This is a genomic window from Bacteroidota bacterium, assembly GCA_018816945.1.
GTDB lineage: Bacteria > Bacteroidota > Bacteroidia > Bacteroidales.
In genome coordinates this window covers 22945-43450 of sequence record JAHIVC010000017.1, presented here as the reverse complement: position 1 = coordinate 43450, position 20506 = coordinate 22945, and the positions used below count along the sequence as shown (strand labels likewise).

17 protein-coding genes, 1 tRNA gene and 1 other RNA gene are annotated in these 20506 nt (G+C 35.6%); 2 read left to right on the top strand and 17 right to left on the bottom strand.

From position 1 onward, the window contains the following. The 17 genes from KKG99_03280 to ffs form a co-directional block, all read right to left on the bottom strand. Positions 1-400, bottom strand: a 400-nt coding sequence (locus KKG99_03280; protein ID MBU1012003.1) for a class I SAM-dependent methyltransferase, incomplete at its 3' end; no start/stop codon positions are given. 407 nt (positions 401-807) lie between these two features. Then, the gene (locus tag KKG99_03275) at positions 808-1959 is read right to left on the bottom strand and encodes a site-specific integrase (GenBank protein MBU1012002.1); all 1152 of its coding nucleotides are present in this window, start codon (positions 1957-1959) and stop codon (positions 808-810) included. Between the two features lie 240 nt (positions 1960-2199). Then, positions 2200-4893, bottom strand: a complete 2694-nt coding sequence (locus tag KKG99_03270; protein ID MBU1012001.1) for a glycoside hydrolase family 3 C-terminal domain-containing protein — start codon at positions 4891-4893, stop codon at positions 2200-2202. Between the two features lie 11 nt (positions 4894-4904). Then, positions 4905-5537: a hypothetical protein gene (locus KKG99_03265; protein MBU1012000.1), complete on the bottom strand. Its 633-nt coding sequence runs from the start codon at positions 5535-5537 to the stop codon at positions 4905-4907. A 264-nt stretch (positions 5538-5801) separates the two neighbouring features. Then, positions 5802-6089: a transcriptional regulator gene (locus tag KKG99_03260; protein MBU1011999.1), complete on the bottom strand. Its 288-nt coding sequence runs from the start codon at positions 6087-6089 to the stop codon at positions 5802-5804. A 2-nt stretch (positions 6090-6091) separates the two neighbouring features. Beyond that, positions 6092-6676 (bottom strand): hypothetical protein, encoded by a 585-nt coding sequence (locus KKG99_03255; GenBank protein ID MBU1011998.1) that lies wholly within the window; start codon positions 6674-6676, stop codon positions 6092-6094. Positions 6677-6830: 154 nt separating this feature from the next. After that, a complete protein-coding gene (locus KKG99_03250; GenBank protein ID MBU1011997.1) occupies positions 6831-8570 on the bottom strand; it encodes a phospho-sugar mutase in 1740 nt (579 codons plus the stop codon). A gap of 10 nt (positions 8571-8580) precedes the next feature. After that, the gene (gene rfbD, locus KKG99_03245; GenBank protein MBU1011996.1) at positions 8581-9432 is read right to left on the bottom strand and encodes a dTDP-4-dehydrorhamnose reductase; all 852 of its coding nucleotides are present in this window, start codon (positions 9430-9432) and stop codon (positions 8581-8583) included. Between the two features lie 4 nt (positions 9433-9436). Beyond that, a complete protein-coding gene (locus tag KKG99_03240) occupies positions 9437-10369 on the bottom strand; it encodes an SDR family oxidoreductase (GenBank protein ID MBU1011995.1) in 933 nt (310 codons plus the stop codon). 164 nt (positions 10370-10533) lie between these two features. Next, the gene (locus KKG99_03235; GenBank protein ID MBU1011994.1) at positions 10534-11856 is read right to left on the bottom strand and encodes a UDP-glucose/GDP-mannose dehydrogenase family protein; all 1323 of its coding nucleotides are present in this window, start codon (positions 11854-11856) and stop codon (positions 10534-10536) included. Between the two features lie 147 nt (positions 11857-12003). Continuing rightward, complete coding sequence (locus KKG99_03230; GenBank protein MBU1011993.1) at positions 12004-12612, bottom strand: response regulator transcription factor; 609 nt, start codon at positions 12610-12612, stop codon at positions 12004-12006. A gap of 140 nt (positions 12613-12752) precedes the next feature. Beyond that, a complete protein-coding gene (locus tag KKG99_03225; GenBank protein MBU1011992.1) occupies positions 12753-13979 on the bottom strand; it encodes a histidine kinase in 1227 nt (408 codons plus the stop codon). A 232-nt stretch (positions 13980-14211) separates the two neighbouring features. Then, a complete protein-coding gene (locus tag KKG99_03220; protein ID MBU1011991.1) occupies positions 14212-15663 on the bottom strand; it encodes a hypothetical protein in 1452 nt (483 codons plus the stop codon). A gap of 408 nt (positions 15664-16071) precedes the next feature. After that, complete coding sequence (locus tag KKG99_03215) at positions 16072-17307, bottom strand: hypothetical protein (GenBank protein MBU1011990.1); 1236 nt, start codon at positions 17305-17307, stop codon at positions 16072-16074. A gap of 724 nt (positions 17308-18031) precedes the next feature. Then, positions 18032-18104: transfer RNA gene (locus KKG99_03210), tRNA-Lys, on the bottom strand. Between the two features lie 67 nt (positions 18105-18171). After that, complete coding sequence (locus tag KKG99_03205) at positions 18172-18783, bottom strand: threonylcarbamoyl-AMP synthase (protein ID MBU1011989.1); 612 nt, start codon at positions 18781-18783, stop codon at positions 18172-18174. A gap of 34 nt (positions 18784-18817) precedes the next feature. After that, positions 18818-18917: signal recognition particle sRNA small type (gene ffs, locus KKG99_03200), an RNA gene on the bottom strand. A 109-nt stretch (positions 18918-19026) separates the two neighbouring features. On the opposite strand from ffs, the gene KKG99_03195 reads away from it, so the two are divergent. Together KKG99_03195 and KKG99_03190 are read left to right on the top strand one after the other, a co-directional pair. Beyond that, positions 19027-19542, top strand: a complete 516-nt coding sequence (locus KKG99_03195) for a DUF4199 domain-containing protein (protein ID MBU1011988.1) — start codon at positions 19027-19029, stop codon at positions 19540-19542. Positions 19543-19557: 15 nt separating this feature from the next. Further along, positions 19558-20499: a glycosyltransferase gene (locus KKG99_03190; protein MBU1011987.1), complete on the top strand. Its 942-nt coding sequence runs from the start codon at positions 19558-19560 to the stop codon at positions 20497-20499. The last annotated feature ends 7 nt before the right edge of the window (positions 20500-20506 follow it).

Genomic DNA, 20506 nt, shown 5'->3' with positions numbered 1-20506 from the left:
TTAATCCTTTTTCAAATCCGATATGATAAATTGCACCTTCTGACCAAATCAGATCAAATTCCTCTTCTTGAAATGGAAGGTTTTCCATATTCCCAACAATGCCTTTCACTTTATCTTGAAGATTTTTATTTTGGGCATTTTGGTTTAATTGACTAATAAAACCGTGCCAAGCATCAATACCGATAATTTCACACGGTGTATGTGCTCCTAATACCATTGTTTGACCACCTGTTCCACAACCAATGTCAGCAATTTTGGACTTTTCGGTAAGACCGTCTATAAAACCTAATGCTTTAAGCGTTTCTTCTGGATTTCCAGGTCCTTGTCTTTCTGTTTTTGAAAAATATTCATAAATAATATTCAAGTCAAATTCGTGAATTGTCTTTTTTTCGTTATTCATTTTTATTATTTTTTTGCACACACGAAAAGCATTACAATGCTTTCACAGTTGTACGCAGATTAAAACTTAAATTAATTCAATAAAAATAGCTCTCGAAAAGAATTATCCGAGAACAAACGAAGGTACAATCTATACAAAAAGCACAGATTGTTTACAGAACAATATCCAAATTAAAAGTAAACATCCATTTTTTTAATGTATGCAAAAGTATGAAAAAATTAGATAGATGAAAAAACCTAAAGCATTTTTCATCTATTTTTATTTAGTCGTTATACAATTCATAACTTTGCTTTCTGATAATCTGTCTATGTGCATTTTTTTACACTGACCGCTAACTTGTTTATATGGTACATAAACTGGACTTTATCTCCCCATATAGGATTGTAAAGCGCAGGTTTTTATGTTCTTTATATTTCAAAGTCATCCAACGGACTTTTTATGTTTTTCAAGCTATTTATGCTTACGAAGGTGTAGATTTCTGTAGTCTTGCTGGACTTATGTCCCAAAAGTTCCTGAATGTATCTTAAATCAGTTCCAGCTTCTAGTAAATGTGTAGCGTAACTATGTCGCAAACAATGTAAAGTAAATGTATGGTTTTTATTTATTTTACGAAACGATTCTTTAAAAATATTTCGCAAACTCGTGGCCGAATATTGCTGACCTACTTGTGGCCCTTCTATTAAATAGTAAACAGGTTTGTATTGCAGATAATACCTTCTGATCAATCCCAATAATTTTTCTGATAAAGGCAAACTCCGATCTCTATTTCCTTTTGCGTTAATAATGTAAACCATCATCCTTTTCGAGTCGATATCAACAATGCGTATATTTAATAACTCACTTCTTCTCAACCCTAAGCCATAAATTAAACTTAGCGCGGTTTTATGCTTGATGTTTTTGATCGATTCAAGCATTTTTTTGACATCCTCTTTTGCAATTACCTTTGGTAAAGTAGTTGATTTTCTGGGCCTTTCAATTTTTTCAATGTCATATGTTACATCCAGCATCTTAAAGAAAAATAATTTGATGGCATTTATCATCTGATTTTGAAACGAAACCGAAAACCCTTCTTTAATGATATAATCATAATTGAATTTGTTAATATCGTTTAGGTCAATTTCCGATATTTCTTTATCAGCATAAAAACCTAAAAATGTTTCGATCATACTCACGTAAGTGCGGATCGTATTTTCGCTGTACCGGTTTTGTATCAGCCATTTTTTAAAGGATGCGATAAGCCCGGTTTTTTCAGTATCAAGCAATTTCTTAATTGCTTTTGGCTTCGATTTCGACTTATTGTCTGTTTCACCGTAGATGATTCGGGATGGGTGTATGAAATATCGACTATCGTATTTTATTTGTTTCTGATCGAATTGATAGACCAGCTTTTTATAATTGTCGATAGAATATTCCTGATAAAAGCAACGGTTTGTCTGGCTCCACTTTACACCATCGATAACCGAAATCAACGATTTCAGGGCCACATCGTAAGGAAAGGTAATGGCAATACATGCCTTATCCTGATGTTTTAAATTACGTAATACGATAGTCGATATCATACAAAAAGCTTTAAATGCCTTTTATTAAATGGGGAGACGAAAATTTTTGATCGATTTATGTCATGCCGAACCTTAAATTTTCGAGGAATAAATGTATAAAAAAAATTCGAATGATAAATGATTATTGTTGAATGATAAATGAAGAATTTAGAATTCAGAATGTAAAATGTAGAATGTTAAATTTTGAATGATAAAGAATTTGTAAATGTTAATCAATTATCAATAATCATTCAACAATAATCATTTAACAGTCAATATTCCTCTTAAGCGAATGTCGTTGGAGGAAGCTCCTATCATGATCCTGAATTCACCCGGTTCTACGATGCGGTTCAGATTTAGGTCGAGCATGGCAAGCAATTCGGGGCCGATTTCAAAAGTCAGATCTTTTGTTTCTCCTTTTTTTAGGTAGATCCGTTGAAAGCCTTTTAGTTCCAATACAGGCCGTGCAACCGAAGCAAACAGATCCCTGATATATAATTGAACCACTTCGTCGCCATCGTAATCTCCGTTATTTGTCACTTTAAAATGAACAGTGGAACTTTCGTTTATATTGATCAGCGGCTTCTCAATGCTCAAAGCATGATATTCAAACCGCGTATAACTCAACCCATAACCGAACGGGAACAAAGGCTTTCCGCTAAGGTTTAAATAATCGTCGCCCCTTCCGGTGGGCTTATGGTTGTAATAAAGCGGCAATTGCGATTCATGAACCGGGAAAGTAATGGGCAATCGTCCGGCCGGATTGAAATCGCCAAACAAAATATCAGTCACTGCATTACCGCCTTCATCTCCGGGATACCAAACATCGATGATCGCTGGTACTTGGTCGATCCAGTTATTCATGGTAATGGCACTGCCTCCAACCAAAACAACTACCACAGGCTTTCCGGTAGCAGCTATCTTTTTAATCAATTCTTCCTGATGGCCGGGTAATGAAAGGTACGCACGGTCCCTGAATTCACCTTCTTCCAAGCCGGCAACAATGACTACCACATCACTTTTCATTGCCATTGCAACGGCATCCCCGATTTCTTTTTCATAGGAATTTTTTATACCCAAATTCCATATCAGTTTAAGCTTTACATTACCCGTGGTTTCATAAAATTCAACTTTTATATTATACTCCTTGCCTTTTTCAAAATGGTATTTTTTGGTAAGTGTCCGAAAAGATTGTTTTTTCCAATTATCGATAATTAATTGATCATCAAGATACAAGCGATATCCGTCGTCGCCTTCTAATCCGATATCAAATTCGCCTGTTTCGGGGGCCACAAGTTTACCCGTCCATCTGGCAGCAAACCAGTCGAAATTAATTTTTTCCTGATCGGGCGAAAACAAGGTCCACTGAAAGTTAATTTGCGGGTCAACACGGGTCAATGCAGGAGTCCCTTCCAGTGTTGTATTATTGAAATATTCTCCTTTTAATCCGGATATTTTTTTGTTATCCTTATAAAAAAAGAGGTTTTTATTTGGTATGGCAATATATGAAATTGATTCCCTGCCACAAGCCGGAGCATAATTAATGGTGCAGGTTTTGCCCACTTTACTTTCAATTCCCTGTAAAATATTTACGGGATTATTTCCGGGTCCTGAATAACCGCCCAATCGGGCTTCAATGGCATCAATTCCGATAAGTGCCAATGATTTTATGTCTTTTTTCAGCGGAAGGGTATTTCGCTCATTTTTAAGCAGTACAATCGATTCCAGGGCCGCTTTCTTTGCTAATTCACGATGTGCTGCCGATGCATTCCACTTTTCGGATTCATCCGCATCCACATATGGATTTTCGAACAATCCCAGTTTGAATTTAGCCCGAAGTACCCTTCGAACCGCTTCATCTATTGCTTTCTCGTCGATCATCCCATCTTCAAATGCCTTGTAAAATAAGGGGTAGTGATCGTAGGAAGTCTGGAAAATTACGTCCAACCCATTTTCGATGGATCGTTTGGTTGACTCAGCATAATCCTTAGTCGTAAAATGCAATACATTTGCTCCTCCGGTAGCACCGGCATCAGAGATTACGAATCCTTCAAAACCCCATTCATTTTTTAATTTTTTATTCAACAACCAATCATTTGCAGAGCATGGACTGCCATCGAGTGAGTTGTAGGACGTCATGATTGATCCGGCATTAGCTTTTTGAATACAGGCTTTAAATGCAGGGAAGTGAATTTCTTCGAGCAGGCGTTCGTTAAAATGAATCGGATAGCTGTCGCGCCCGCCATCACCAACATTTGCAATAAAATGTTTTGGGGTGGTTAAAACACCTGATTGCTCAAACTGCGAGATAAATGCTATCGCCATTTGAGTGGTGAGAAAGGGATCTTCGCCATAGGTTTCTTCGGTTCTGCCCCAGCGAACATCTCCGGCAATGTTTAGCACAGGTGAGAGGATTTGACGGATGCCTCTTGTTTTCGTCTCCATCGCGATGGCATGGGCAACCTTGCCCATCAATAAGGTATCCCAGGTTGCCGCCAAAGCAATGGATTGTGGAAATGCCGTGGCTCCATCCCTGATCAGGCCATGCAATGCTTCATCAAAAGGGATGATGGGTATTCCCAGCCGGGTTTCTTCAACGAAGTACTTTTGAATGTTGTTGATGAGTTCGGCTGTTTCTTTGGCTGTGCCACCATCTAAATGGTCCAGCAATTGTTCGACTTCTTTTCCTGATTTTCCTTTGGTCGACACCTGAAACCCAAATATTCCGTGTTTGTATTTTTCCTTTCCGTCTGATAAATCGTCCGGAATCATGAATAATTGCCAGAACTTCTCTTCCATTGTCATTCTTGACAAAAGATCATCAACTCTTTCTGCGATTGGAGTTTCCGGATTCTTATATTTTAAAACCTCATTCTTCCGACAAGAAATAAGCATTGCAATCACAATCGTAAAAATTAGATAGAGCGCAAAATTTCTAACCGGATTCTTACTCATAGTTTTTTGTTCTAAAATTCAACAAAATATGCCAATAGTCCCAAGAGTATCAATACAATCCCGGTTATCATCTTATCATGATTCTCGAGAAAATGAAAGTTAAATTTATTTACGCCTTTTAATCCGAAATGAACCAAGGCAATAATACTAAGCATTGTTACTGCCAGATAGGTAGTGGAAACGATTAAGATCCCAATCCAGCCAAGTGAGGCAGCCTGAAAATAATAAGCTTCTATTTCGAGACACGGCGAAAGAAACATGGCAATACTTAAAGAGGATATGATGGCAAATTTTGATTTCTTATTCTTAATGATTTGCTCTTCATTTTTATGATGATGGTGACGATGATCTGATTTTAGGTCGAGCAATAAATAAATTACCCCAATTGAAAGCAATACCAAAGGTGCGGCAATCTTAATGATATAATCATAATTTTCGGAGAGTTTAATGCCAAGAAAGCCAACAATAATCCCTATAATTATGGTACTCATCATATGTGCAAATCCAATAATGAAAGTTGCCGAAATGGTTTCTTTATACGTCCATTTTTGAATTTTTGAAATCGCGATTATCGGAATCCAATGATTGGGGATGGACGCGTGAATTAAGCTTAAAACTATACTGCCCAGAAATATTTGCCACATCTTTACTCGTTTTTGTTATTTTCGATAAAGGTCGGAAATGTATTTAATAATTGTACCTACAAAAATGGTAAAAATTTAACTGTTTTTTTGTTTCTTCTGTTGTTTGTATTTTGAAATGGTGAATTAGTAGATTGGTGAATTGGTGGATTGGTAAATTGGTGGATTGGTAAATTGGTGGATTGGTAAATAGGTGAATTTAAAATCAAATAAACACATAACTCATAATTTATAATTAGACATTCAACATTCTGCATTCAACATTAATCATTTGACATTCAAATAGCCTTTAATGTCTTCCACATATTTCTCGAATGCATCCCTGCCTATGCTCGTAATCTGGCAGCTTGTGTGAGGGTAATTGTTCCTGAAAGATTTGATGATTTCGATATAATTGGCTTCGTTCAGTTTTTTTAACTGATGGCTTAAATTGCCCTGTGTGGTGCCGATGGTTTCCATCAGGTAGAGGAAGTCGGCGCTTTTCACCCGCATGAGAATGGAGACGACTGCGAGACGAACCTGAGAACTTAAAACGGGGTCAAGATCTGTGAACATGGCTATGCTTTCTTAGGTTGAGTATATTTTAAAATATAGCCTGGTATTAGATAGCCTGTTACTATTGCAAGTGAGCTTACTAATGTATCAAATGGCTGCGGCACGAATAATGCAATGATCGAAAAGATGAAAAAAAGCACACCTCCAAAAATCATTGGTTTAAACTTAATAATTAATCCTGAAGCTAAGGTTCCTATTCCTGCTAGTAATAATACAAATGGAACAACTGTGTTGTGAAGCCATACGACCATAAATACAATAAAGAAGAATGAAACACCCAAAACGGTCCATAGATTCATAAAAACGGAATCGAGATATGTTTCATATTTTTTTTGTCGCTCAACTTTAAAACCGTAAATAATACAAGCAACAGTTCCAATTATTGCCATGATTGGCCAAACGTAATAATGGGTTTTTATATCCGTATATTTAATCATAATGAATTGCGCTATGCCGGAAATACTTACCAGCCATCCCCAAAGTAGAAAATAGAAGCTTCCGTTTTGCACATTTGATTTGGTTTTTTCAATGGTTTCGGCTATGAGTTTTAAACTTTCGGCCGGACTTAAAATTTTATCGTTTTCCATATTATTTGAGTTTTAAATATAAATTAACACTGCAATAATAATATAGTTTGCAATACAAACCTAATAATTTTAGTGATATTTTTTTGTCAATCTTGAATAGATTTTCAAAAGATGCTTGAAATCAGATATTTAAATGAATTTAAAAGAATGTTTTTTATTTTAATTTTAAATCAGCAATGATATTATTGATCTTGAACCCCAATTCTTTATCCAACTCGTCATATTCATCGGCTGAATAAAGTTGTTCCATTACGCTAAAGTAGAACTTGATTTTAGGTTCGGTACCTGAAGGGCGCACACTGATTTTCGACCCATCTTCGGTAAAGAACTGTAATACATTTGATTTGGGTAAGTCAATTTGTTTCATCGAATTGCCTGATAAATCAAATTCTTTTTGCAATTCATAATCTTTAATAATAATTACCCTGGAACCATTGATTTTCTCAGGAGGGTAGTTTCTGAAATCAGCCATCATTTGCTGGATTTCCTCTGCACCGGTTTTTCCCTTGCGAACGATTGAAATGAGCGACTCTTTATAAAGACCGAATTCAACTGCAATTTCGATGAGTATATCGTAAATGGTTTTGCCCTTTTTTGCTGCCCAGGCTGCTATTTCAGCAATCATTGCACAGGCACTTACGGCATCTTTATCGCGAATAAAATCACCAATCATATAGCCGTAACTTTCTTCACCGCCACCGATGAAGGTTTTAATTCCTTCTTTTTTGCGAATAACATCGGCAATCCATTTAAATCCGGTTAAAACATCAAAATATTCAACATTGAACTTGATGGCAATATCTTTCATTAATTCGCTGGTAACAATTGTTTTTACGATATATTCCTTACCGGTCAGTTTTTTATTATCTTCCCATTTTTTAAGCAAATAATAGGTGAGGAGGCAAGCAGTTTGATTGCCATTAACCAAAACGAATTCACTTTTTTGATTTCTAACGGCAATACCAACCCTGTCTCCATCCGGGTCGGTTGCCATTACCAATGAAGCATCAATTTTTATGGCCCTTTCGATAGCCATTTTTAAAGCTGCAGATTCTTCAGGGTTTGGTGACACTACCGTAGGAAAATTTCCGTCCGGAACAGATTGCTCTTCAACCGAGCTGATGTTTGTAAAGCCAAATTCTTTCAGGCATCTGGGAACCAGCATGGCACCTGTGCCATGCAGCGGTGTATAAACTATTTTAATATCATGATGGGCTTTTATGGCTTCGGGTGAAAGGGATAATCCCTTTATTTCTTTAAGATAGGCATTGTCGAGCACTTCACCAAGTATTTCGATATGCTCCTTTTTACCTTTAAATTTTACCTGGGCAATATCAAATATTTTAGAAGCTTCTTCAACCACATTTTTATCGTGTGGAGGAATGAGTTGTGCCCCATCGTTCCAATAAGCTTTGTAACCATTGTATTCTTTTGGGTTGTGCGATGCAGTAATGATAATTCCGCTATGACAATTTAAATAACGGATTGCAAAAGAAATTTCAGGAGTAGGGCGGAGATCCTCGAAAAGATAAACTTTACAACCGTTAGCAGAAAGAACATCCGCAGCAATTTCAGCGAAATATCGGCTATTATTACGTGAGTCGTATCCTATTACAACCTTAATTAATTCATCCTTAGGATAAGTTTTGATAAGATAATTGGCCAGTCCCTGTGTTGCCATCCCAACCGTATATTTGTTCATGCGATTGGTTCCAACGCCCATGATCCCTCTCAACCCTCCTGTGCCAAATTCCAAGTTTTTATAGAAAGACTCAGTGAGTTCTGCCGGGTCGTGATCAAGCAAATGCTGAACCTGAAGTCGTGTTTTTTCATCAAAACTTTTTGATAGCCAAGATTTTGCTTTTTCTAAGATTTCGCGTTCAGGGTTTTTCATTTTTGGTGGGTTAAATTTTTTTCAAACAGGTTTTTAAACTTTCTTTCCAAAATGGGATTTCTATATTCAACTCTTTTTTAATCTTGCTTTTATCGAGCAAACTGTATTTTGGCCTCACGGCTGCTGTTGGATATTCTTCGGTTGTGATAGGATTTACAACACAATTAATCTTTTTTAACTCCATGATGGCTTTTGCAAATTCGTACCAGGTACAACTACCTTCATTCGAATAATTGTAAAATGTAATTCCTTTAATTCTTACTTGTGTTAGGTTAATAATTGTATCAGCAAGATCAGCTGCATAAGTAGGTGACCCAAACTGGTCGTTAATTACATTTAAGCTTTCTTTCTCATTTCCTAACCTGATCATTGTTTTTACAAAATTGTTCCCGTATTCTGAATAGAGCCAGGAGGTGCGGATAATGATGGCATTTTCCGCGAACTGTTCGATCTTTTGTTCGGCTTCATATTTTGTAAGTCCGTAATACGATTTTGGATCAGGAATGTCAGTTTCCTTATAGGGGATATGGCTGGTGCCATCAAAAACATAATCGGTGGAAATGTGAATAAGTGTGGCATTATTTGCTTTTGCCTGTATCGACAGGTATTCTACTGCCGTCACGTTTATTAGAAAGGCTTTTTCCCGGTCCGTTTCTGCTTGGTCAACCGCGGTATAAGCTGCACAATTTATGACTATATTGATTTTATTTTTTTGAATAAATTTGCCAATTTGATCGTAGGAGGTAATATCCAATTCTTCAATATCCGTGAAGAAAAAATTGGAATTTATCAGCTTAGATGATATCTTTTTTATTGCATTCCCAAGCTGCCCTTTGCTACCGGTAACAAGGATGTTTTGCATCATACTATACTATAGTTTTGAAAAAATTGATTGTTTTGATCAAGCCTTCGTTTAAAGAAATTTTGGGTTCCCAGTTTAATTTTTCCCTGGCAAGTGTAATGTCAGGTTGCCGTTGCATAGGATCATCATCGGGAAGGGGTTCATAAACGATTTTTGATTTTGAGCCGATAAATTCAATGATTTTCTCAGCTAATTGAAGCATGGTAAATTCGCCGGGATTTCCAACATTTACGGGTCCGATAAAATCATCTCCGGTTTCCATCAGTCTTATCATCCCTTCGATTAAATCGTCTACATATTGAAAACTTCTGGTTTGTAATCCATCACCATAAATGGTAATATCCCTACCATGTAATGCTTGCATTATAAAATTGGAAACAACCCTTCCGTCGTTCGGGTGCATCCTTGGCCCATAGGTATTAAATATGCGCATGATTTTTATACGAACATTGTTTTGTTTATGATAATTTACGAACAGGGCTTCGGCACAACGTTTTCCCTCATCATAGCAGGCACGCGAACCGATCGGGTTTACATGCCCCCAGTATGATTCAGTTTGAGGGTGGATCTGTGGATCACCATAAACTTCACTTGTGGATGCTTGTAGGATTTTTGCATTTATACGCTTGGCCAATCCAAGCATATTGATTGCACCTGCAACAGAAGTTTTAATGGTTTTAATCGGATTGTACTGGTAATGAATAGGTGATGCAGGACAAGCCAAATTGTAAATTTGATCTACTTCGATAAAGAATGGCATGGTAACATCATGCCTGATCATTTCAAAGTAGGGGTTATCGAGCAGATGTATTACATTTTTCTTTTGACCGGTAAAATAATTATCAAGACAAATTACTTCATTACCATCATTTAAAAGCCGTTCACAAAGATGTGAGCCAAGAAATCCGGCACCTCCGGTTACTAGAATTTTTTTCATCTGTAAATAAGTTTAATTAGTTTATTAGATAAAACTCGCATATGAGATTTTCATCCTTAATTGTACTTAACGAACATGCCCGTTTGAATATGATCTTAATAATTATTTAATTCTTAAAGATAGAAAAAAAAGAAAAGCCTGATAGGTTTTATCAGGCTTTGCATTTATTTAATATTGATTCCAATGCAGGAATAATCAAATCCGAGCTTTTTAATTTCGTTATAATCGTAGATGTTACGACCATCAAATATCGCAGGATTCTTTAAAAGTTTTTTAATCCTTGCAAAATCCGGGAATTTGAATTCGGACCATTCGGTGATGATGACAAGACAATCGGCATTTTTAAGTGCATCATATTGGTTTTGAACATACTCAATAGAGTTGCCGAGTTTGATTTTTGCTTCTTCCATCGCTGCAGGATCATAAGCACTTACGCTTGCTCCGGCTTCAAGGAATTTTTTAATAATCACCAACGATGGAGCTTCACGCATATCATCAGTTTTAGGTTTAAATGACAAGCCCCATAAAGCAATTTTTTTACCTACTAATTTATTATCGAAATAGGCAGCAACTTTACGGTACATGATGGATTTTTGTCTTTCATTAACTTCTTCAACAGCTTTTAGTACATCTAAGGAATAGTTATTATCGTCGGCAGTTTTAATTAATGCTTTCACATCTTTTGGAAAACATGAGCCACCGTATCCTGCACCGGGATAAATAAATTTTGGGCCGATTCGGGTGTCGGAACCAATTCCTTTACGAACCATATTTACGTTTGCACCAACAATTTCGCATAGGTTGGCAATATCATTAATAAAGCTGATTTTTGTTGCGAGCATTGAGTTAGCGGCATATTTTGTCATCTCAGCTGAAATGATATCCATAAATACTACAGGATGGCCATTCATTGTAAATGGTTTATAAAGCTTTTGTATCAAGTCTTGTGCTTTAGGTTTGTCCACTCCTACAACAATTCGATCAGGGCGCATGAAATCATCAATAGCTGCTCCTTCCTTCAGAAATTCAGGATTTGAAGCTACGTCAAATTTAAGGTCAGATCTTCTGACATCAAGTGCCCCTTGTAATGCAGCTCTTACTTTTTCGGCTGTTCCAACCGGAACTGTGCTTTTTGTAACCATTAACAAATAGTCAGTCATGTGTTGTCCGACTTCTCTGGCAACTTCCAGAACATATTTTAAATCAGCGCTTCCATCCTCATCGGGAGGGGTTCCGACTGCACCAAAAACAACTTCACACCCATCAAGTGTGGAGGCCAAATCTGTAGTGAAATGTAATCTTCCTTTTTTGACATTTCTATGAACAAGTTCTTCCAGACCGGGCTCAAAAATTGGAATAATTCCTTTATTGAGGCCATCAATTTTTTTCTTATCAATATCCACACAACTAACATCAATGCCGACTTCAGCAAAGCATGTACCTGTTACTAAACCAACGTATCCGGTACCAACTATCGTAATTTTCATTGTATCATTTTTAATTTAAGGTCTAATTAAGTGCAGGCAAATATAATTATTATTGTTTGGAAGGACGAACAATAAATTAAATTAAATGAATATAGAATTGTTAATAAGTTGAGGGTTGATATGCGATAATCCTTAACTGCCTATTGGTTATAGATACACAGAAGCAATGGCATTTTTATAAGCGTAAACGATAACCTCAATCAAGTTTTTTGAACCGGTTTTTACCATTAGGTTTGATCTGTGTTTCTCAACTGTGCGGTCAGATATTTTTAGTTTGCTGGAGATTTGTTTGATGGGCAATCCCATACAGGAGAGTTGTAGTACCTCATTTTCACGCTTTGTCAATGATTCGCATAAAACAAAGTCGTTTAAGTTTACTGTTTTTGAATTATACTGCTGATCATAACGCTGAATACATGACTTTAAATCGTCAATATCTACCGGTTTTAGTATATAATCAAAAGCAGCATTTTTAATGGCCTTTATTGCATATTGATTGTATCCGGTAATAAAAATGAATTTAGGCAAGAAATATTTCGATCTTAAATCCTCAACAATATCAAATCCTGTGATCCGGGGCATTTCAATGTCCAGAAAAACAATATCCGGTTTTTTTTGAAGGATGGCAGCAACAAACGACTCCGGATCGGTTGATTTAAAAACAACCTGAACTGTATCGATTTTTTGCAAAAGCATTTCAAGCCTGTTCACGGCTGCCAGTTCATCATCAATTATTGCACATTTAATGTATCCCATAATGTAAACCTTCTATTGCTCTAACACAGATAACAAACATTATACAAATTACATAAGAATCACATTATCAGATATTAAGTAATAAAGTAATTTGTTATACGAAGGCATTTCGGGAAAGTATTTCCCATGCTGGGAAATTTTTATTCAGGGTTTTGAGTTGGGTAAGAAATTCTAATCAATGTCCCTTTTGGATTTTTATCCTCATCATACAGATCGGTAATCTGATAATTGATTTTAATTTTTACCAGTTCATAGAATAACTCAATCATTTCTTCTATAATCTCCAAACCTTTGCCTGTGCTGTTTATATTCTGATCTTTTGCTTTTTCCCGCCCAATCCCGTTATCCTGAATTAAAATGATAGTATTTTTATTTTCATTTATAAAATTAATACTTAAGTATCCTGCTTTTTTTAAGGGTTTAATTCCATGTTTAATCGAGTTCTCAACAAAGGTGTGGAGCATCATTTTAGGAAAAATGATTTTGTCGGCATTGTCCGGAATTGCTGTAATTTTATATTGAAAACGGTCTTCCATCCTGAATTTTTCAATATCAAGATAGTCCTGAATGTATTCAAGTTCATTCTCAAGAGTCGAGTATGCACTGCTTGAAGCAAATATGGTATTGCGAAGAAGTTTACTGTATTTGCCAAAAATATAGTCAGACGTTTCTGCATCATTTGCCTGAAAAGAATATCCAATAGAATTCAGTACGTTAAGCGTGAAATGAGGATCAAGTTGATTTCTGATGTTTTTTAGTTTGAGTTCGGCAATTTCTTTGGCGCATTCAATCCTTTTTTGTTTATAGATATTGAAAATCCTATTTAATAAGATCACTATTATGAGAATAATTACATAAAGAGCGAATAGGAGTAAATATCGATAAGAATATAATTTGTTCTTTAAATAATTTATATAAATCTGCTGATCACCATAAATGATGGATAATTGTGGGAATATTTTGTTGGTGAATTTTATTTCGATCTGTTTGGCATTGTCGTTAAATGGAAGCGGGAATATTATCGGATGTGAGAAATCATTTCTGGCAATGATCATAAATTGGTTTTTATCACCCATGAAAAGATATTCGGTTTCACCATCTTCATCCAGATCCATTTCAAAATATTCATTGAATGAAACATCTTCTAATTTCTTGTGTAAATGGATATTTAGTTTTTTGTCGATCTCAGCGATTTGGCCTTTTTTGATTAAAGAATAATAAAGGCTTTTTTCTGATTTGGAAATCTGATTGTCGTTGACCAACTCAGTTCTGTACTTATTGATCCTTGGAATCATTAAGATCATAACCCCCAAAAGAATGATTGAAAGTGAAAATGGATGGAAGATAATTTTGTAAAACCGTTTCATCGTTCTGGGGTATTTTGTGTTAACCTTTGTCAAAGTAAATATAAAAAATAAGTGTAGAATTTTCAGGATTAATTTTATAATAGTTTTTTATAGTTTATAATAGTTAGGGAGCTTTTGTCTAGTCTATAATTCTTTTTGCTAGCATTAAAGAAAGGACAATTAAAAGGCGAAAATTAGACCGGGGTAATAAATTACCCCGGTCCTTTATGTTCACAAAATTTAGTTGTTTTTGCTAGGGATCGACCCTGATGAACATAGTTTGAATGTTTGGCTGAGCTTGAGTTGGAGGTGTACCTTGAGGTACGAAAATTATAGCTGCCCAACCACCTGGCAATGGAACATAACCAGCTCCATATTGCGATGCTTGTGAAGCAATCGTGTGAGCTAATGAGCTACCGCCAGTATAATTGTTTAGTAATATCCAAATTGCATCTTGAATGTCCATAATGCTTGCAGTTGGATAATAATGTAAGTTATTCATTAACCAGTTTACCATTGGCCATACTTGCGCATGACGGGCGAATACCGGTATTAAATTTGGGTATAGTGAACTATAAACGTCCATATTGTATGGACCACTTCCGATGGTTGTGTTTTTATCAGCACACCATGATGGCCATGTTCCATTATACAATTCATATTTGGTTGATACATCACCTACGTTTGTGATTTTTGCATCAACATAAGCTCCCAGTGTGCTGTTTGGTAACCATGCAATTGCCTGATAAGTAGCTGTAGCAGGTAAGCTTATGTAAGGAGCTAAAATTAAATCAGCATCGGTTACCATGCAGTTTCCTAAAACAAAGTCAACTACATTATCCTGTCCGGCTGAAATTCTTGCATCATCATCAAATTCCCATGTATGGAATTTTTTATAGGTAAAATTGACTCCATCTTGCACGAGGATGAACAATTCAAACCTGAAATGGTTAACTTCACCATTATTGTCAACATATTTTACTTTTAATGGCTGACCTTGTCCTAACCATGAAGCATTGGAAAATGATTCGACAAAAGTACCGTTATTATAAACATCAATTTTAAAGATTGCCGGCATATCTATTTGCACACCATTAGTTTGGTTGGCATAAAGAGATCCTGCATAATCTGCGGGATGTTTAACACAAAGGTCACCAAAAAATACTTGCTCTCGAACTGAAACTTGGTCTATCCTAAACCATTTAAAACCGAATTCTTCATATTCTGTTTCTTCAAAACACAATACTTCAATTGGGATTTCATTTTTTTGGAATTCTGTCACCTGTGTTGTAAATGGTAATGGATTTGAAATAAAATCAGCGTATGGAGCACCTTGCTGCGGAGTTGCTTGTATAACGATATCATCACTGGTATTACCCGGTGTGAAATTATCACCCATTAAAACAAATTCAAGAATTTCCCAGGAACCCGGTTTTAGTTTAATGGATTGTGTGTAAGCGGTACCACCTAGATAGAATACCTCAGGATAAAAATCTAGGATGGTGCTTGATGCGGTATGTTTAACCTTAACAAAGGCATATTGTGCATCAGGGTTATCACAAGTTGCTTTAAGGTTATTTAATGAAGCTGCCACACCTTTGAAAACTACTTCATATTCTGAGTCGGCTGCAGGGTTGTCATCCCATTTTGCACAACTACTGAAAATGAGTGTAGTCGACAGGATTAAAAATAATAATTTTTTCATAGCAATAAGGTTTTGATTTATTAGTTATTTTAATTTTCAAATTTTACCGTGAATTTGTTTTTAACGGTTAATTAATATTTTAAATTCGCTGGTAAAATTATTGCATCAGTTAACCTTACACAATGAGTATTTTCCGAATACATACTACGTGTTTTCCGACACATGAATGGCTGTAACCATTGCTATTATTAATACTACAGAGAGTGATGATCTATCAATATTGGAGCCAAATTGATAGTTAAATGGTCAATTTTTGGGAAAATAGTTGTTCGATGCAAAAAAAAGGCCTTATCATTAGATAAAGCCTTAATATTCATAAAAGTTATGTAAAATCAATATCTGCAGAGTCCTACAAATAAATATGGGGCGATGTGTTAGACTTGCCGGGAAGTTAAGAGTAAGATATTGCTAGTTGCCAAATCTTGGATTGACGACATTGTTATAAATTGAACCAAAAGTATATGTCAGTCCAAAATGTGTAAAAAATGAATAACTTGTTTCCAGTTCTTTTCTACGAAGTAAGATTTCTTCGGATGTGGCCCCACCTTTTACCAGTGATAACTGATCATGAATCAGTTCGTAAACACCGCCCAAATTGAATGTTAGGCCCTTTGTTATTCTGAAATTAACATATCCTTCCAACGATAGATTATTTAATTTCCAATCGGAAAAATAATTTCTCCATCTCATATTTAATTCCATTGAACCCCATTTCTGGACAACTTCATAAGCTGCACAAAGCTGTTGTCCCAATTTACTTTCTTCGGTTTTATTATAGATTGTAGTATCGGTATACTGGTATGAATAGGCACCTATTGAGTATAACAATCTTAGCTGACGACGTGTTGATTCAGAGTAAGGAAATATATCATATTCGATACTTGGGAGGAATTCTGCACTAAATTTCCGATTGCTGTAAGTTGAAGAGCTTATTCTGGCAGTAGCTCCGTATGACCAATGTTCATTTATGCTTTTAACTATAAGAGCATTGAAATATTTTGATTTATTGACACTTTTAATTATTTCATCCTCAATCTCAAATTTATCTGTACCTTGGTTAATACCTAGATTATAATTCATCTTCCAGTTATCCGTAACTCGATTAGCAGAAAAAGAGCCATTGATATTACTTGATTTGTAGGTTTTCTGTCCTTGGAAAAAACCATTGAATCTGGTTCTGAATACCCAACTGTCCCATTTATCAGTAGAAACTTCCTCAGATAAAGGTTGAGAAAATTTGATATTGACATGTTTGGCCAAGGGTGTTTTGGCTATATATCGCATTAACCCCATTTTTAATACTTTCACCTGCCCCTCCCGTATTTGATCTTGGGTATCATCAGAAGAACTGACAAATGAAATCGTGTCGTTCATTCCGGTAAACTCATGCTGTCCATTCAAAAAGTACATAAACTCGTTACCTCCTGATCCGGTTCGCTGAGAACTAGATATAATATATACTTTTGCGTCTTTAATATCCCTCACGTAATTTACAAAAGGAATTTCTTTACGTATATAATCACTGGCTTGCATATAAACATTCAAGGCATCTTTACGAAGCGTATCAGGCTGTAGTGATTCATTTTGTGCAATTACTATTGTAAAAGAACTTAGAAAGATAAATGTTAGGAATGAAATTTTCATAAATTAGATTTTAATGTTTTAACTAGGTTTATTGATAGGTTTTTATTTCAATGAATAAGTACTTTTTTTTATTCGAATTGTTACACGTTATGTATAATATTTTGATGCAATAAAGGTATATTCTTACCGGATAAGCCTATGTTAATACATGGTTAATATTGGGTTAATGAATTAATAACATGAACATGATCCTTCATAAATCTCATTTATGGTTTTTTTGAAATTTTAATTTTGTCAATTTTTATACCACAAATCCAATCCTCTTAACCTCTTGCTAGTTAGCTGATTTGTCTTTATTGAATTTTAAAAATTCATTGTTCGGTTTGTACGGAATTTTGTTCGCTTCCGTACAAAACATACATTGGGTATTGTGATGATTAAGCTGAACCAGACCCTATAAAGCTGCCATAAAATTTTGGTTGTTTGTGAGCTGAGAATAATATATCTGTATAGATACATCAAAGTTCACTTCTTAATTCGTTTGTCCCGGTTCTTCGGGATGCTCTACCTTCGTTGCTATTTTGAAGAATCGATGAATTTTTTAGTAAAAAAGAAACAAAAAAAGACTGCCTGAACAGACAGTCTTCCGTGATCAGCCCGGGATTCGAACCCGGGACCCTCCCGACAATAAGTCGGGATGCTCTACCTCCGTTTCAATATTAATGAATCGATGAATTTTTCAGTAAAAAAGAAAAAAAAGACTGTCTGAACAGACAGTCTTCCGTGATCAGCCCGGGATTCGAACCCGGGACCCTTTGATTAAAAGTCAAATGCTCTACCGACTGAGCTAGCTAATCATTTCCCTTTTTTGGAGGTGCAAAAGTATAAAATAATTTTTAAAAACAATACTTTTATGTTAATTAATTATTGAAGTATTCCTTTTCCTTCTCTGATGACGGTGATCTGATCCTGTGTGCAATCTACAATGGTAGAGGGTAAGTTGTCGCCATACCCACCGTCAATTACAATGTCAACTAAATGCCCATACTTTTCATGGATCAATTCAGGATCGGTTGCGTATTCTATTATTTCATCCTCGTCATAAACTGAAGAAGACATAATAGGGTTCCCTAATTTCTGAACGATTTCATGAATTATATTATTGTCAGGAACCCTGATACCCACTGTTTTCTTTTTGCTTTGGAACAATTTAGGAACCTTATTGTTAGCCTCTAAGATGAATGTAAAAGGGCCAGGGAGGTTCCTTTTCATCAATTTATAAACTTCATTGTTTATCGGACGGGTAAAATCGGAGATGTGGCTTAAATTTGAGCAGATAAACGAGAAATTGGCTTTTTCTTTTTTTATTCCTTTAATCAATGCAATTTTTTCAACAGCCTTTGTTTTGTAAATGTCACATCCAATTCCATACACAGTATCGGTTGGGTATATGATTATTCCTCCATCATTTAAACAATCGAGTACTGTTTGAATATGGCGAGGGTTCGGATTATCAGGATGTATTTTGAGTAACATGATCGAAAAATATTAATCGTACATAGTAACAAAAAAAGGGTAAGCTACTTACATCGCACCGCTACAACCGTCTACCCTTGCTTTCTTCCGAACCTGGGGGAGTTCAACAGGAGCTGGTCGTATAAGACTTACCCTGCCGCAAAATTACAAATATGTTAGACACCTACAATGTTTTTTTTATGTTTTTAAGTTTTCTTATAATTTAGTATGTTTGCATATCATAACCCTATAAACTCAATTATCATGGAAGAAAACCAAAAATCATCATTTAAAGTTGCTTTAAATTATGCACTCATTACAGCGGCTTTGCTTATCGTTATCGATCTCATATTTTATGTGATGGATACTGCTTATGATAGTAAAATTAAATACGTTGCATATCTGATCTTCATTGGAGGAATCATTTGGGGTCAAAAGGTTTATCGTGATGCTCATTCTGAAGGATTAATTAGCTATGGAAAATCCTTTTCCGTGGGTTTTACGGTTGGTTTTTTCGCTGCATTAATTGCTGCAGTTTATGCATATGCATTTATGAAGTTTTTTGACCCGACTATTATCGCAAAAATATTGGAAACTTCGGAACAATCAATGATAAATAGAGGTGATTTGACGGATCAACAAATTGAGGACGCATTGTCAATATCGGCAAAGTTTACAACACCACTTATGGTTTCAATTATGGCATTGATATTCAATACCATTGCTGTAACGATTATTTCGTTAGTAACTTCAATCTTTATTAAAAAAGAAGCAAACTAGATTAAAATTTGTTTGATGGATATTTCAATTGTCGTTCCTTTTTTAAATGAAGAGGAATCAATTCAGGATTTGAGTGATTGGATAGCTAAAGTTATGTTGGCGCATAACTTTAGCTATGAAATTGTATGGATAGATGATGGAAGCACTGATTCATCCTGGTCCATTGTTGAAAAACTTTGTGCCGAAAATGAATTGAATAAAGGGATTAAGTTTCGACGGAATTATGGAAAGTCGGCAGCTTTGAATTCAGGTTTTGAAGTGGTTACAGGCAATGTCGTAATTACGATGGACGCCGACCTTCAGGATAGTCCCGAAGAAATTCCGGCACTGTATGACCTTATCATAAAAGATGATTATGATTTGGTTTCGGGATGGAAGCAAAAACGCCACGATCCAATTTCGAAACGTTGGCCATCGAAAGTTTACAATTCTATAAATAGGAGTATTACCGGTATCAAGCTACACGATTTTAATTGCGGGTTGAAAGCTTATAAAAAAGCAGTTGTAAAAAATATTGAAATTTACGGTGAAATGCATCGTTTTGTGCCGGTCATAGCAAAATGGGCAGGTTTTTCAAAGATTACTGAAAAGATTGTTTCGCATCAAAAAAGGCAACACGGCAATTCCAAGTTCGGTTTCGAACGATACAGGAGAGGCTTTTTGGATTTGATTTCAATCAGTTTTGTGTCAAGGTTTGGTAAACGTCCAATGCATTTATTTGGATCATTAGGTGCAATTCTTTTTTTGATCGGATTAGGGATTGCCGGTTATTTGGCATATGCAAAGATATTTATGCAGGGATATTTGATGACAGACAGGCCAATTTTTTACTTTGGCATTCTGGCAATGATTTTAGGGACCCAATTGTTTATGACCGGGTTTTTGGCCGAAATGATTTCCCGTAATTCTTCTGAACGTAATAAATATCAGATTGAGAAAAAACTCGGGGTCGACTAAATAAAGC